Below are 15,913 nucleotides of genomic sequence, written 5' to 3'. Positions count from 1 at the left end.
GTTCAGAACGAGTGTTAAGTTGAAGGCGTAGTGTAATTGAATGTGAAGCACAAGGAGGTTATACTACAGTCAATAATACGGAGCCGGAGGGATTAATCTTATGAGCGATGAGGATATCATCTGGATGGCTAGTGACGACCCGCTGGTGATCTCTGTTGTTGAAGCGATTCATACGGGCGACGTATCTTCGCTTAAGCAGCTGCTTGCCGGGAATCCCAGGCTGGCTACAGCAAGAATTACCGGAATCGGCGCGGAGGTTGCAAGCAACGCTGTGACAGGCAATGCTGGAACAGACCACGCCGATAGCAGCGGGGGGACATCCAGCGGAGGATCGCGCACCCTGCTGCATATTGCCACCGACTGGCCGGGGCATTTCCCCAACAACGCAGCGGTTGTAACCGCGCTGATTGAGGCCGGGGCCGAGTTGAACACCCGGTTCGACGGGCATCACAGCGAGACGCCGCTGCATTGGGCGGCGAGCTGCGATGATGTCGAGGTACTGGACCTCCTGCTCGATGCCGGGGCCGACATTGAGGCCTCCGGCGCAGTGATCGCCGGCGGCACACCGCTGGACGATGCGGTGGCTTTCTCCCAGTGGAAGGCGGCGCACCGGCTGGTTGAGCGCGGGGCTAAGCCCGCGCTCTGGCATGCGGCTGCCCTGGGCCTGCTTGGGCTGATGGAGGCCCATTTCGCCGGTGAGTTGCTCTCCCGCCGCTATCCTTGGGGAGCAAGTGCTGCTTCCACCCCGGACGAGCTGACCGTCGCTTTCTGGTGTGCCTGCCATGGCGGACAACGAAGCGCGGCCGAATACCTGCTCGGCCGCGGGGCGGAGCTGAACTGGATCTCCGGGTGGGACGGCCTCACTCCCCTGGACGCCGCGAGGCGCAGCAACGCTGCTGAACTGTTGGAGTGGCTGCAAAGTCTGGGGGCCGAATCCGCGCAGCGCTAAATTACTAACCACACAAAGTAGACATGTATTTCTAAAGTATTACAACAAGAAGAGGACCGGCCATTTGGGCCGGTCCTCTTCTTGTTGCGGAAGCTATCTGTAGAACTAATCTTTGTGTTCCTTACCTGAAGCAGCCTCTCATCGAATGTGATTTCCAGCCTAAATCAATCCCATTACTCTTGCCACAAGCACCGCTGCTTCCGCCCGCGTGGCCTGTGACTTCGGAGCAACACTGCCTGAGCTTCTGCCTTCGATGAAGCCTCCTTCAGTCATGAGATTCACCGCATCCCGGGCAAAAGCCGAGATTAGCGGTGTGTCGCTGAACTTGACGGCTTCATGCTTCTTCGGCAGTTCGTCTCCCGCCGCCTTCAGGATACGGGTGGTGATGACTGCCATTTCTTCACGGGTAATGCTGCGGCGAATCTTCATCAATTACAGCCACATTGGCGATTGCTGGCACATCCGTGCCATAGACCGCTCCGGTTACCGTGAAGCTCCTAATGGTGCTGTATTGAACCGGGTCGATATCCTGCCATAGCACAGGCAGGGATCTGACCGTCTTATCGCTATACACTGCTTCTACTACCGACGGCAGCACCGGAGCTGTTCCCACAACTGTTGTGACTTCCACCTTGTTCAGACTGACAATGGCCGGTTGGACCACTAATTGCTCCATGGCTGTCAGCAAGCCGTTGGTTGCTGCGTCGATAGCCGATTGAGCAGCATCCGCAGCCAGGTCCAGTGCGGCAGCTTTTGCCGTATCCAGAGTTATAAGACTCTCTTCTGTGTAGAGGTCACGCCGCACACCTTCGGCCTGCTCTCTCAGATACTCCAGCAGCGTCCGGTCAGCTGTCTTCTGATAGAATTCCAGCTCAGCCACGTTGGCGTTCCCGCTGGGGGAATAATAACGCAGATAGCGGTAAGCTTGATCGCCGCTAATTACAGCACTATGCCACTCAGCGGTGGTGATACCGCTTATGGTGTATAGATCCGTGTAGCTCTCTCCATCTTCAGAACCCTGAAGAATCGCTCCATTGACCCGGCCGAGATGGGCCTGGGTGCTTCTCGGATAGAATTTGAAGCTGGATAACGCCTTGTCATTGCCCGCTCCCAGATCGGCAACAATCCAGCCCGGATTGGCTTTGGTATCAGTATAAGTAGCCTTGTCACTATCGAAGGCCTTCCAGCCGTTGGCAGCTTCGGATAATTTCCCGTCCCACGAGATATGGGACGCCTGCACCATCGACTCAGTAACTGCTATTCTCTCTGCCGGGAGCTCCGTCACCGTAACCAGCAGCCGCTCCGCCTGGAACAGCTTATTAAGCAAGGCCAGCATATCTGCGCCATGATCTCCGGCAGCTTCCACAATCCGGTCCGCCTCTTGCTTGTACTGGTAGTAGCTGAGACGGGTGTATCCTTCAGGCCCTTTCACCTTCGACTCAAGAACCCCGGCCGGAATTTTATGTTCGCCATATACTTCCACTTCAGCCACATTGCCGCTCCAGGAAGCAGCGTTGTATATTCTTAAATACCGGTAGGCACCGCTGTCCTTGATTTGTTCTTCATTTATATAGGTCCAGGACTGGTCAGCTGCTCCTGATACAGACGGAGTAAGATTATTCCAACTCAACTCATCATTGGAGCCTTGAATGATCAGGCCGTTCATCCGGGTGGCATAACCCGTTCTCGGCAGCAGAATAACGCCGCTGAGTCTGATTGACGCTTCTGGCCCAAAGTCTAGCGTATAATAAGCTCCGTTGCCGCTCACCAAGTCTCCATAGGTCGCGGTGTTACCATCAAACAGCAGATAGCCGACCTTGTCAGCGGGCAGACCATTACTGCCGTATTGGGCACTTGAAGCAGTCACACGGGCAAGCTTCGTGACATCCACATATTTGGATTTATTGACATAATAGAGCACTGTATTATCTGTAGTGAATATGGCAGGAGCGGCCGGCAAACCGCCTGCAGTTGTATAGTTAATAGAGAATTTGATCTTGCCTGCCGGCATAACGCTGTCCATGATTACAGAAGCCGTCCAATTGATCCGGTCGGTGGTGTGAACAGAGGCTTGCCTACCCTGTATGGTAACCTCTACACCCTCAATAGGTTCGGCAGATTGGAAGGACAAGTCAACCCTGCTGCCAGTTTCTACTCTGTTCTGAGTACTCTGGGGGGATCTGAGCGTTACAGACTTCAGCTTGTTATGGGTCTCATGCCGCAGGCCATAGATGCGAAGCTCGGACAATTCGAACATCGTGCTTGACGGCTCGATCATCTGAAGCTTCAGGAAACGGAACTGTCCTTCCCGCTGTGCTTCACCGACCTCCAGCGTCTGCATAGCGTCCGATACGGTAGTCACTCCCGGAGTAAGCCGGGTCCAAGACTCCTTGTCATTCGAGCCATATACTGCAGCCCCGCCTATCCGCTCAGGGAATCCGGTTCTGACCTGAAGCGCGAAGGCCGTGGCGGATACCTTGAAGTTCTCCCCGAAATCCAGAATATAGCCGAGACTGTCGGCCAGATAGTATCCGGCAAAGCTATCCGGCGCGTTATCGATCAGATTACCGATCTCTGTTCCGAAGGTGGAAGAAGTTATGGTATCAAAATAACGCATGCTTCCGTCTTTCATCAGAGGTGTCAATTCCTTCAGACCTTGGGCGGCTAGATTCAGCCCGGCCAGCTTCCGGTACATCTCTTCATCGGTTGCGCTTGTCAGCGCATTCGTCACATCGTCAATCATGGCCATATATTCCGCCAGTGTCGCGGAGATGTAGCTGGTTTCCGGATTGTACCTGCCGGCAGCGGCCGTTGCCGCCTCCTGCCGGCTCTCCCCTACAGTAACGGTTACGGCTTTGGCTGTTACCGAGACTCCATCGTCCGCGCTTAAGATCAGGGAATATACTCCCGGCTGCTCCGGCTTCCATGAGAAAGCACCCGTGCTCTCCTTGAATACAGCCCCTTCAGGCTTAGGGTCCAGCTGATAGGTCACAGTATCGTCTGCGGCTGCATCTTTGGCAGACAGATCAACCTGGAGTGCAGCTTCAGAGCCCGTATAGGCATATACATTCACATCTGCCGGTCCGGAAGTGAAGACCGGCGGGGTCAATCCGGCTGCCGGCGCCAGCAGCAGATGATCGATGTCGACCAGTGTTCCGGGACCCGTAACCTTGAAATAGATCAAATCGCCTAATCCATGATATTGATCCATGGTCAGCGTTATATATTTCCACTGGCCCTTCGTATCCGGCAGTACGAGCTCTGATTCCGTCCATCCGTTGACTTCCAGCCTCGCTGTTCCGTTCGTCCGGATGCGGAGGGCAACTGTTTTGAGGCTTGTGCTTGAAGCCACTACAGAAATCCGGCTGCCTGCTTCTGTAGCCTTAACCTGCACGTAGGAAATATCTTTTTCATGCTTAACTGCCGCATTGGAGTCCAGACTGGTAGCCCGCTGCTCGATTTCTGTCCAATCTGTACTAGGCGACACTTCAGGCAGTGTGGATGCTCCTTCAGACGCCGCTTCCTTCGGGATGAACAGCCAGTAGTCCGCCCCGCCATCGGGAGATTCCCAGTAATACGGTGTCCGCTTATTGAACATTTCGGCATAGTACGGAGCTTCCTTCTCCATATCCAGCCCCATGCTGTATTTATAGTAATAATACTGGCCGTATACATTGCCTCCAATCCTTCCCCGGTAGGCACCGGACAGCACTTTATAAATCACCGGATTGCCCTCCGCATCGTAGCGCGCCACCACGGGAGTCCAAGGTGTGTCATAGCCCAGCATATATTGGGCGAAGTAATCGGCTGCCTTCAGAATCCGGTTGCCCAGGAAGGCGTAAGCGGTTACAGCATTATCCGCAGTGGACAACGTTCCATCCTCCGGGTTAACCTTCGTGCCTTGGGCGTCCAGCAAACGTCCAAGAATCTCCACATTCGTAAGATCGCCTGCGCCGTGGGCCTGGTCCCTTCCCATCTCCACATGCTGAACTCTTGGTGTCTCCAGCTGCTCACCCGTTACGGCATCTTCTGTGACCAGCCGGAACAGCTGCCGGATCGCACCGTTCTGGCCCTGATCCACGGCAGTCTTATTAACCGTAAACCATTCAACGCCTTCCTTGTACCGGTCCGTATTGTCTGTGAAGATATAACCGGACATCGCGCCGAGCAGCGGATACAAATGCTGGTTCATGAAATAGTTATTGCCGTGCAGAAAGGTCTCCGTCATCGGTACAACCAGATTGGACGTGAATTTGGCGGTATCCGCTTCCGTCCAGCTAAGCGCCCCGTTCCGGGCAACGGTGTACCGGAGAATCTCCGCTGCGGTCACCATCCGGTTCAGCGGAATGCCCATATGGATATGCGAATCTGTAAAATACGTATATTGCGCCGGGTCCATCTGCTCCCAGATCCGTATAATAGCCATCGCATTAGCACGGTAAACTTCATCTCCGGTAATGTAATACATAAGAGCTTGCGTATACGCACTTAACCCGTCTGTAACGAATGCTCCTTTGCTGTTCACGGCAACGCTTTTCGGCTTGGCCGGATCTGCTGCGCTGGCCAGGTTTGAAGTAACGGTTCTGGAAGCATACGAGGACTTCGTCATGGCTGCATAATACGAAGCCCAGGGCTCCTGCCCCGCGATCACCTGCTCGCGCATATTTTCCAGAACAGACTTGGTCACTCCCACCCCGGGGTGGGTAAACCCGCCTCTGACCGTCTCATGAATAACGACCAGATCACTTGGTTCAGGAATACCGGCCTCCGCCTTAGCCGCAGGCAGGGCAATGTCTCCAATCAAGGTTACAGCTGACAGGATGCTTGAGATCATAATGACAAACACTTTCGATAACAGGGATTTCCGGATGCTCATATCCAACCTCCTTGGGAATGAATAACTTTATGTTCACAATCCAATTCCTCGCGGAAACACGGCTCATCATAGCAAATTCCCAAGCTGCTATCTATTGCAAATTCTTTTGTTTTCTTATGTTTTCAATTGAACTTTGACACAGCTTCCAATCCCCGCGCGGGGAAGATCCAGATTATGAAAAGCATAAATTATTGCACTCATTCTAATATAATTGGAATTTATTTCCGGACAGAAATGGACTATATTACTGAATGGAAGCGATTCCATAATAAGAAGGAGAGCTGATACATGAAAAAATTTGTGATGATCCTGTTTATCCTCACCCTTGCAGCCGGTATAACCGGGCTCATGCCGGTGAAGAAAGCGGACGCGGCAGACGCATTTGCACATCCGGGCCTGCTGCATTCGCAGGCGGATTTCAACCGTATGAGGCAGATGGTGAATGCCGGAACCCAGCCGGTTCTGGACGGGTGGAACCAGCTCATGAACAGCCCGCTCTCGGAGGCTGGCTGGACCCCGCGGGCAACCTCCACAATTATCCGAGGCGGTACCGGGGATAATGTGGCTCTGCTCTATAATGATACAGCCCGTGCTTACCAGAATGCCCTGCGCTGGAAGATCAGCGGCAGTACAGCCCACGGAGACACCGCGCGCGATATTCTGAACGCCTGGTCTTCCACCCTTACAGCCGTCTCAGGTAATGCGGACCGTTATCTGGCTTCCGGCTTGTATGGTTATGAACTGGCTAATGCGGCCGAACTTATGCGGGATTATCCCGGCTTTAATCTAACGCAGATGCAGGACATGCTGATCAATGTCTTTTACAAGCCGCTGAATGAACGGTTCTTGATCGGCAATGAATACGGCCAGGACCACAATGACGCCTACATCCAAAATTACTGGGCCAACTGGGATCTCGCTAATATGGCTTCGACTGTGGCTATCGGGATCTTCTGTGACCGTGCGGATATCTACAATATTGGAGTAGAATATTACAAGCATGGGGCCGGCAATGGCTCGATTTATAACGCGATTCCCTTCCTGCATCCGAACGGACTGGCCCAGTGGCAGGAATCCGGGCGTGACCAGGCGCATACCCAGCTTGGCGTCGGTCTGATGGCTGTGATTAACGAAATGGCCTGGCATCAGGGCGACGACCTCTATGGCTGGGCGAACAACCGCTTCCTGCGGGCCGCCGAATATGTAGCCAAATACAATAACGGAGCAGAGGTGCCGTTTGCCGCCTATGAGTGGGGCACGGGGACGAACGGCGCCGTCCAGTCCCAGACCATTGTCTCCGATGCCAACCGCAATGAGCCCCGCCCCATCTGGGAAATGATCTACAACCATTATGCCAGCCGGAAGGGAATGGCGGTCCCCAATATCGCCGCCCGTGCCGCGCTGGCAAGACCGGAAGGAGGCGCCAATACGCAGTATCCCTCTACCTTTGACCAGCTTGGATTCGGCACACTACTCTATACCCGCCCGGCTGGCTCCGGGGAATCGGCCTCTCTTCCAGGAGGCAATATTCCGGATGGTACTTACCGCTTCTCCGTCCGTTTGGACGGCAAGGCTATGGAAGCCGCCGGTACGGCGAACAACTCCCCGGTAAGGAAATCAACCTATACTGGAGCAGTCAGCCAGCAATGGACCGTAACTCATCTAGGCGGCGGCCAGTACAGCATTAAGAATGCACAGAGCGGGCTGTTCCTCGAGGTCGCAAGCGGCTCACTGAATCATGGAGCCAAATTCCAAGTGTACTCCGGCAACGGCGGAGACCATCAAAAGTTTGCTTTCATCCCTACGGGCAGCGGATATTTCCGGATTACCCCTGTGCATTCCAATAAGCCAGCCGATGTAGTCAACTCCTCAACTAGTGAAGCTGCCCTGATTGATCAATGGAGGTACACTCTCGGCAGCCACCAGCAATGGAGACTCGAACCGGTCTCCGTGAATGTCCGCCTGCAGTCGTATAACTATCCGGACCGCTTCCTCCGGCACAGCAGCTACCGCGCCCGGATAGACGCCGGCGTCTCCCCTGCTCAAGATTCACAATTCAAGATGGTAACCGGGCTGGCTAATGCGGGTGGTGTATCGTTCGAGTCTGTCAATTACCCGGGACGGTTCCTGCGGGTTCGTGCGAGCGGGGAGGTATGGCTGGACCAGAACGACAGCACAGCAGCCTTTAACAATGAAGCGACCTTCCGCCGTGTGGCCGGATTGGCCGACCCGCAGAAGTCCTCTTATCAGATGTGGGCAGACCAGACCAAATATTTGCGTCACAGCAATTATCTTTTATTCGCTCAGGCCGAGTCCGGTTCTGCATTTAACGCAGATGCTACCTTTACCGAGGTCACTCCTTAAGCCTGTTTGAGAAGGATGTACGTTGGCACTTGGATGGACGCTGCGTGAACGGACCGTTGTTTAAGCGGGGAATGCATCGCCCAAAACACAGAGCAGCGCTCCCCCCATAACAGGAGAAGCGCTGCTCTGTTGACTTGTATGCATTAAAAGAAGGTACCTGCCTCAGCTTGCAGACAATCCACTTTTAGGACGCTCCCTCACAACACCTTTATCCCCTGAGTATGCTTCCCGATAATGACATACGGCTCTTCTAATTGAAACGCGCTGCCATTCACGGTTACATTCTCGAAAGTAACGTCCTGGACAACCCGTGCATCGTCATACCCCTCAATATGTGAAGGGTTCGTGCAGGTACCGTTAAAGTGAATGTTCCTGAAGGTGATCTGTTCGATCCGCTTGCCCGGAGCCGGGTTATATTTCTCGTTCTGCAATACCCGCAGATTGAACAATTCACCAAGCTCAAACGATTCAATCCGGATATCCTCATACGCTACCTTACGGACGGTATTGTTGTCGCCTGCGTTAATCGCCAGACAGCCCCAGTAATCAGGCTGGGGCTCATGATGCTCCAGGATATCGAGCTCCGTGAACCGGATATTCTCAATCACATCGCCTTCCCCGTCATAATCACCGTGTGTGCCGATATTCACCGGATGGGCGACATCGGCCCACAGGATGGAGCCGCTGACCGAGACATCCCGTGTATCCCCCCGGAATTCGCCGCGCGAAGCATATACCGCGATGCAGTCGTCAGATGTGCGGAGGAACCCTCCTTCAATCGTGACCTGTTTGCAGGCCATCATATCGATACCGTCACACCAGCCGCGCGTACTGAACGATTTCAGGTTACGGATCAGGATATGCTCCGACTGGCCAAGAAGTACGGTGTAGTGCGGGGGATCAATCACGGTTATCCCTTCGATGTGGATATGACTTGAATACCTAATTTCGAAGCCCCGGTAAAAGGTATTCTTCTCGTAATCCGACATGTACAGGATGCCCCTGCCTTTAACCGTCACGTCATGAACCCCGTCACACACAAAACCTCCATAAACTACTGCACCTCCCGGAATATATACCGTGCTGCAGGATGGAAGATGCAGCAGCGGCTCACTCAGCCGGTGAATACCCGGTCTGAAGATCACGATTCGCTGGGCGCAAGCATCCGCAGGATGCTCCAGCTGTTGCTGAAGCTGCTCTGTGTTATGCAGTCCCGGCTCCAGTATCAGAAGCTCACCGCCTTCCATGTCCGGCAGCTGCTCTTCCGGCGGATTCGCAAAAATATGAAGATTATGAAACCGTTCGCCATTGACTTCAACCGACAGCAGCTTGGGCCCGTCTATGGTGAACGACAAGCTCCGACTGCCTATTTCAGCATGTAAACCGGCTGATAGCGGCCGGATCACGGCCTCGCGGATCGTCTCAGGATGATACTCCACTTCAATGTCCACCGTTCCGGAGCAATCGAACATAACCATTGATGCGTTCCGTACATTGTGCATATCCACTTTGACATTGTAGCTGAAGAGCGGCTTCCACTCCTCACCCGGCGTCCGGACGCGGACGGAGAAATCCGGGTTGTGCACAGCACCCTCCGGTACCGGATAGACATGAATCCAATTCTCAGCTGGCAACATTCCCACTCCGCTCTTCGTAGATCTTCTGGGCTTCATCAAGCTCCGCTTGTCCGCCTGACTTCAGCCACTGGGCTTTGAAATCATCGAATGCTTTGTCCGTGTCTGCTTCTCCTGTGATAGCTTTAATATAAAACTGGGTCTGAAGCGTATTCAGAATCGTCTCATATTGCGCTTTTGTAGTCATAACAGTCGATTGCATCAGGTCTGTCAGCACAGTGAGTCCGTCGATTTTGGTGTGCATGTCGCGGAAGGCAATTTTGTCGGCAGAGAAATGATACTTGGTCATCGCTTCCACCTTGCCGCCTAGCGGATTATAGAAGCCTACACCTAATGCGGCCAAGGTCTCCGCAGGATTCTCAATAGCAACGGCCAAATCGCCCTCCAGATTATACGTTACCCCTTCCTGGCCGAAAGTGGTGGTCAGATAGCCTTCCGCATCCGTGGCGACATACTCCAGGATCTCCAGAATTCTCTGTCTCTTCTGATCTTCCTTCTCAAGCTGGACGCCGAAGAAGATAGGAGGCTGCAAGGCGCCATTGGAGAATGCATACTTCTTGCCGTCCGGCCCGGTAAGCGGAGTCCCCGGAACCAGCTCAATTCCCTTATCTGCCGATACCTGTCCGAAGTAGCCGTCCTTATACAGATGATGCCACATGCCGGTATCGAACATTCCTGTACGCAGGCTGATGAACTTGTTCTGAATGGAGCCGTTGTCGTCTGTAACGAATTCCGGATCAATAATTCCCGCCTCGAACCATTTGTTCAGCAGTGCCAATCCTTGTCTGGCTCCCTCCGTAATCGCACCGTATTCCACTTTACCGTCCGAACCCAGCTTGAACTGGAACGGGTTCACACCGTAAGCGGCAAAAATGGGATTAAACATCTGCATTTGCGCATCTTTACCGCGTCCGGACATTCCGAAGGTATCCTTCTTGCCGTTGCCGTCCGGATCGCCATTCGTGAACTTGGTCAAGACCTCCTCCAGCTCCGTCAGATCTTTGGGAGCCTCGTTATAGCCAACCGCTTTCAGCCATTGTCCGTTATACGCCGGCATGAAGCCTGTGCTGCCGTTGGACCATACCTTTGGAACTCCCCAATTCTTGCCGTTATAGCTCCCGGCATCCCATGCCTTGGGATCAACACTCTCCACGTCTGCCACATATTTGGGCATATAAGTCTTAATATCCTCCTCCGGAATGCTGGCGATTACGCCCTGATCGGCCCATTGCACCATGTCCCCGACACTTCCATCGACCGCCAGAACATCCGGTATGTTGCCGGAGGCAAGCATGACCCCGAGTTGTTCTTTCCAGGTTGCCGTTTCAAATTTCACATTTTTAATTTTGACGTTGAATTTCTGCTCAATGAATTTCTGCACATAGTTATTGTCGGCTTCCGGCGCATTCCAGTTGTTCGCCCAAGTGATTTCGATCGGCGCTTCCGTTCCCGGATTCGCCGGAGCATTGGATGAAGAAGCACTATTATTCCCGTCATTGCTGCAACCGCCGGCAAGCAATGATGCGGACAGCAGCAACGCTGCCATGCCGGTCAACCCTGTCTTTGTTTTCATTTTTCTAATATCCTCCCTTTTTCCTCTGGTGCTTGTTATTTAAACAATACTGCCTGTACAGCAGATTGAGTACAACCTGTTACCCTTTGAGCGAGCCTACCATTGTTCCTTTGACGAAATACTTTTGCAGGAACGGATAGACAATGATAATCGGCAGAGCCGTGAACATCAGGGTGGCCGCCTTAATCGGCTCCTGATATCCCAAAGCCGTGTTTGTTGTATTGGAGGCGTACATGGAAAGATCCTCGCCTGTGATCACGACCCTCCGCAAAAAGGTGGTCAAGACCTGCTTGTTGGGATCCTGGATGTAGAGCACGGCATCAAACCAGGCGTTCCAGTGTCCAACCGCCGACCATAGAGAAAGTGTAGCCAGAACCGGCAGAGACAGCGGCAATACAATCTGGAAAAGAATCCGCAAATCGTTCGCCCCGTCAATTTTGGCTGAATCCTCAAGCTCATCCGGGATGGCCTGAAAGAAATTGCGCAGAATGAGCATGGAGAAGGTGCTGACCAGCCCCGGCAATATGTATACCGCACGGGTATCCAGCAGCCCGAGGTTCTTAATCAGGAAGTAGGTTGGAATCAGACCGCCGCCGAAGAACATCGTAAATACGATCAGGAGCGTAAACACATTGCGGTGGGGCAGATATCTTCTTGACAGGGGGTAAGCCCCCATGGACATGAAGAGAACGGAGCATACCGTACCCACTACGGTTCTGAAGACGGTATTGCCGAAGCCGATCCAGATATCCGTTTTCCCGAGTACCCGTTCCCATGCATACAAGGATACCTGCTTCGGGTACAGGTGGATGCCCAGTCTTAACGACTCTGCGGGACTGCTGAAGGAGATAGACAGCATATGAACGAATGGATATAACATGATCATGCAGAGAATAACCATGAACGAAATCAGAAAGATTTGAAACAACGTACTTCCTTTGCCTTGTCTCACTGCCTGGTGCTCCTTTCAAATTAGAATAATCCGTCTTGCCCCAGCTTCTTCGAGATATAGTTGGTGAACAGCACCAGCATGAAAGCGATCACATTCTTGAATAACCCTACCGCAGTCGTCAGACTGAATTGAAAATTCTGCAGGCCTACCCGGTAGACATACGTATCCAGAATATCAGCTACTCCGTAGGTTGCGGGCGAGTACAGGTTCAATATCTGGTCGAAGCCTGCGTCAAGAATTCCGCCCATGCGCAGGATAAGCATCAGCACAATAACGGGCAGGATGGACGGGAGCGTGATTTTGAGCGTCTGCTTCCACCTGCTTGCCCCATCCATGACAGCTGCTTCATATAAATCGGGGGAAACTCCCGTCAGCGCAGCCAGATAGATAATCGTCCCCCAGCCTACTTCCTTCCAGATTGCCGAGGTCACCAGTGTAAATCTGAAATAATGGGGATCACCAAGAAAATAGATCGGGTCCAGACCCACCAATGTAATAAGGTAGTTCACCACTCCGGTGGACGGAGAGAGTAAGGTGATCAGAATCCCGCCCAGAATGACCCAAGAGAAGAAATGGGGCAGATAGGTAAGCGATTGGGCGACCTTCTTAAACTTGGATGACCGGATCTCATTAATCATCAGCGCAAGAATGATCGGCGCGGGGAAGCCGAATACAATATGATAGATACTGATGACAACCGTATTCTCCAGAATTTTGAAGAAGTCAGGTGATTGCAGGAACAGAAATTTGAAATGCTTCAGTCCGACCCAGGGGCTCCCCCAGATCCCATCCATAATCCGAAAATCCTTGAATGCCAGCTGAATTCCATACAAAGGCGAGTATGCGAATACGGCGTACCAGATCAGTACGGGTGTAAGTAATAGAAAGAGATACCTGCATTTTTTATATTCTTTCCATACTGCTGCGATCTTTGAGGTTTTCCTCCCGGGCCGGGTTTTCCCGTCCGGAGTGACTAGCGAGGTCATTACAGTTGCTCCTTTCCAAAATAGACAAACTCGGTATATTCATCATGTGCCGCTCACAAATGTAAGTTTAGATATATGGAAGCGCTTTTTCTAGTTCAACTTCATTCATTTCCTTATACTTTCTTTCGTTTTTCAACCTGCAGAAGTTCAATTATGTCAGCCTTTATCCACTTTTATCTGCAAAAAAGACCCAGACTGTGTGCACAGCCGGGCCTGATCCGAAAAGAGCATTCAGTTCTCCAAAGTAATCCAATCCGCGTGATCCTTATGTGATTTCCTGTATTGGACAGGGGTGACTCCGTACCGGGCTTTGAATTTACTGTGAAAATATTGCGGATTACGGTAGCCGACCTGCTCGGCAATCCCTGCGATAGACAGCCGTGAATCGGCAATCAGCAGCTCGGCGGCCTTCTGCAGTCTCAGCTTCGTTACATATTCGGTGAACGGGGTTTTGGTTACTTCACTGAACAAGGTAGAGATATAAGCTGGTGCCAGCGAGACTTCCCTGGACAGAATCTGCAGCGATAAGTCCTCATGCAGGTGACTGGATATGAAGGCTTGTAACGTACGGATAACCTCTGCGTGGGCATGATTGCCTTCAGCATTCATCAGTTCTGTAATTTCTGTACACAGCTTCCGGATGCTTGTCATCGTTTCGTACAGGGTATCCTTCTTCAGCTCCTCAAACAGATTGGAATACGGAAGCAGATGCTGCAGCTTCAGCTCGATCACACACTGGTAGAGCCGGGCAATTAACTGAAGCACGGCCAACTCTGCGGCATCAATCTGAACCTCTTCTTTATGCAGCGCAGAGACAAAGGTATCCAGGAAATCATTCACTCCCTTAAGGTCCCCTGCCTTCAGTGCGTTGCTGTAATGCTCAAAATTGAAGAACAGAGGCTCCGCATTCAGGGACTGCGTCTTATGAAATGAAATAACCGTATGCCTGCCATAGATAAAATGATACCGGCTGGCCTGCTGCGCCGTCTGGTAGGAATCCGGAATGTCCTCAGCAGAGTTCACCTTCCGGCCGATGGCGGCCTGGAAGGTACAGCCTTCGCCGGATATCCGCTGCAGCCCCTGCAGATCATTGATAAGAACGGACAGTTCAAATTCACAGTCCTGTTCCAGGTAATACAGAATGACCGCTTCTTTTGCATTGAGAGAGATGAATTCTCCCGGAAGCGTGCTGTAGAGTTCATACCTAGCCTTTAATCCCTCCGGCTCTCCTGCGGTAAGCTGAAGGTAGACTGCGCAATAAGCGGTATCCGGCAGTACTCTCTCCTGATGTTCTTCGCTCTGGCTGACCCCCAGCAGCAGATTGATGAGTTCATTCTTCCTCGCCTGGGACTCCAGATCCACAATTTTGTCTTTCATTAAGGAAAAGGTATCCCCGATAATCATATACTCATTCCCGCGGGAGATATGTGAATGCGCCGGCTGGAAGCTGCCGATTTTGGCCATGAGCTGTTTAATGGGAATATAGAGCTGCTTGGAGAACAGGAACGAGATAAGGAGTCCGAACAGAATAATAACGGCCGAGGCGGTATACAGCCCTGTTTTTAGATGCTGGGTGAAGAGTTCTACGGTATTGGTCGGCCGGTACATCGCATAGGTCCATTGATGAGCCGAATGAACGGATGGAAGCTGTGATAAGACTCCCGGCACTCCTCCCTCCTTAATCCTTCTTTCCCGGGCAGATCCCGAACCCAGCGCTTCCTGCAAAAGCTCATCTATTCTGCTGTTCTCAGCACCGGCTGAGAACAGCACATGATCCGCTCCATCCAACACCAGCAGCTTATCTTCAGGAGAACTAAGCATCGGCGCCACAACGGTCTGCAAATAATTCACGCCAACATCAATGATAAAATACCCCGCAGCCTTCACGCTCGGTAATTGATAAGGAAGCTTCATCACATAGCTGATCACCTGCTCGCCGTTTGCGTTGGTCCGGACTGTCCATTGTTTCAAAGGCATATGGGCGATTTTCCAGTAGAATCCCGATTCCAGCGAATTGGCTGTTTTCATATAAAATTGGTCTGCATCCACCACATAATCATTCCCTGGGAAATATACAGCCACATTAGTGACACCCGTATTCTCCACCTTGAAGAACTCCAAATCATTATTAAAGGAAGCCGCCCGGCTCAGATTCCCCTTCCAGCCCCCATACAGCAGCTGGCTCAGGTTGGCGTTGCTTTGGATAAAATTGATGGATAAGGCCTTATTCTGCAGGTTATCCTCATATTTTTTGAGCAGTGTCTGTTCTATAAACGTCTGAACGGCATTCAGCCGGGTGACACTGTCCTTAGCAATTTCCTGATCCATCATACGGTTGGCCTGGGTATACCAGTAGCCGCCCATCGCACTGATTAGAACAACAGAAAGAATGGTATAGGATAAAACCAGGTGATTGAATATGGTTTTTTTATAACCGTATTTGTTCATGCTGCTCCCCCTTTTCTCTGTATACCCGCTCTTCATTCGGCACCTGCTAAATAAAACGCTTTCACGAATAACCTCCAATAACCTCTAAGGAAGCAAGCAGCTGCACTCTCTTCATGATACCAGCTTTTTAA

The 15,913-nt window shown here is 52.1% G+C and carries 9 protein-coding genes; 2 read left to right on the top strand and 7 right to left on the bottom strand.

The genetic code is table 11. From position 1 onward, the window contains the following. The first annotated feature begins 100 nt into the window (after window positions 1–100). On the top strand, window positions 101–949 hold the full coding sequence (locus NSS64_RS05705; RefSeq protein WP_341139490.1) for an ankyrin repeat domain-containing protein: 849 nt from the start codon (window positions 101–103) through the stop codon (window positions 947–949). 159 nt (window positions 950–1,108) lie between these two features. Here NSS64_RS05705 and NSS64_RS05700 read toward each other — a convergent pair whose 3' ends face one another. Then, window positions 1,109–1,378 carry an S-layer homology domain-containing protein gene (locus NSS64_RS05700; RefSeq protein WP_341139489.1) on the bottom strand — a complete coding sequence of 90 codons (270 nt, stop codon included), beginning with the start codon at window positions 1,376–1,378 and terminating at the stop codon, window positions 1,109–1,111. Then, window positions 1,350–5,825, bottom strand: coding sequence for an Ig-like domain-containing protein (locus tag NSS64_RS05695; protein ID WP_341139488.1), 4,476 nt, complete (start codon window positions 5,823–5,825; stop codon window positions 1,350–1,352). Before NSS64_RS05695 ends, NSS64_RS05700 begins: the two co-directional genes overlap by 29 nt. Before the next feature lie 288 nt (window positions 5,826–6,113). Here NSS64_RS05695 and NSS64_RS05690 point away from each other — a divergent pair, with 288 nt between their 5' ends. After that, the gene (locus tag NSS64_RS05690) at window positions 6,114–8,189 is read left to right on the top strand and encodes an RICIN domain-containing protein (RefSeq protein WP_341139487.1); all 2,076 of its coding nucleotides are present in this window, start codon (window positions 6,114–6,116) and stop codon (window positions 8,187–8,189) included. 197 nt (window positions 8,190–8,386) lie between these two features. Here NSS64_RS05690 and NSS64_RS05685 read toward each other — a convergent pair whose 3' ends face one another. The 5 genes from NSS64_RS05685 to NSS64_RS05665 form a co-directional block, all read right to left on the bottom strand. Continuing rightward, on the bottom strand, window positions 8,387–9,826 hold the full coding sequence (locus NSS64_RS05685) for a glycosyl hydrolase family 28 protein (RefSeq protein ID WP_341139486.1): 1,440 nt from the start codon (window positions 9,824–9,826) through the stop codon (window positions 8,387–8,389). Further along, window positions 9,813–11,396 carry an extracellular solute-binding protein gene (locus NSS64_RS05680; RefSeq protein WP_341139485.1) on the bottom strand — a complete coding sequence of 528 codons (1,584 nt, stop codon included), beginning with the start codon at window positions 11,394–11,396 and terminating at the stop codon, window positions 9,813–9,815. Before NSS64_RS05680 ends, NSS64_RS05685 begins: the two co-directional genes overlap by 14 nt. A 79-nt stretch (window positions 11,397–11,475) precedes the next feature. Continuing rightward, window positions 11,476–12,348, bottom strand: coding sequence for a carbohydrate ABC transporter permease (locus tag NSS64_RS05675; RefSeq protein WP_341139484.1), 873 nt, complete (start codon window positions 12,346–12,348; stop codon window positions 11,476–11,478). Between the two features lie 20 nt (window positions 12,349–12,368). Continuing rightward, on the bottom strand, window positions 12,369–13,142 hold the full coding sequence (locus tag NSS64_RS05670; RefSeq protein ID WP_341139483.1) for an ABC transporter permease: 774 nt from the start codon (window positions 13,140–13,142) through the stop codon (window positions 12,369–12,371). A gap of 423 nt (window positions 13,143–13,565) precedes the next feature. Then, window positions 13,566–15,782 (bottom strand): AraC family transcriptional regulator, encoded by a 2,217-nt coding sequence (locus tag NSS64_RS05665; protein ID WP_341139482.1) that lies wholly within the window; start codon window positions 15,780–15,782, stop codon window positions 13,566–13,568. Window positions 15,783–15,913: the final 131 nt, after the last annotated feature.

This window comes from Paenibacillus sp. FSL H8-0122 (assembly GCF_038005345.1).
GTDB lineage: Bacteria > Bacillota > Bacilli > Paenibacillales > Paenibacillaceae > Paenibacillus_AQ.
Note: the sequence above shows the minus strand (reverse complement) of the source record. Positions and strands in the feature narration are given on the sequence as shown.

What these genes read in the sequence shown, in the direction of transcription:
- NSS64_RS05705 (WP_341139490.1), top strand. Translation starts at nt 101, where the DNA reads ATGAGCGATGAGGATATCATCTGGATGGCTAGTGACGACCCGCTGGTG.
- NSS64_RS05700 (WP_341139489.1), bottom strand. Translation starts at nt 1,378, where the DNA reads ATGAAGATTCGCCGCAGCATTACCCGTGAAGAAATGGCAGTCATCACC.
- NSS64_RS05695 (WP_341139488.1), bottom strand. Translation starts at nt 5,825, where the DNA reads ATGAGCATCCGGAAATCCCTGTTATCGAAAGTGTTTGTCATTATGATC.
- NSS64_RS05690 (WP_341139487.1), top strand. Translation starts at nt 6,114, where the DNA reads ATGAAAAAATTTGTGATGATCCTGTTTATCCTCACCCTTGCAGCCGGT.
- NSS64_RS05685 (WP_341139486.1), bottom strand. Translation starts at nt 9,826, where the DNA reads ATGTTGCCAGCTGAGAATTGGATTCATGTCTATCCGGTACCGGAGGGT.
- NSS64_RS05680 (WP_341139485.1), bottom strand. Translation starts at nt 11,396, where the DNA reads ATGAAAACAAAGACAGGGTTGACCGGCATGGCAGCGTTGCTGCTGTCC.
- NSS64_RS05670 (WP_341139483.1), bottom strand. Translation starts at nt 13,142, where the DNA reads ATGGATGGGATCTGGGGGAGCCCCTGGGTCGGACTGAAGCATTTCAAA.
- NSS64_RS05665 (WP_341139482.1), bottom strand. Translation starts at nt 15,782, where the DNA reads ATGAACAAATACGGTTATAAAAAAACCATATTCAATCACCTGGTTTTA.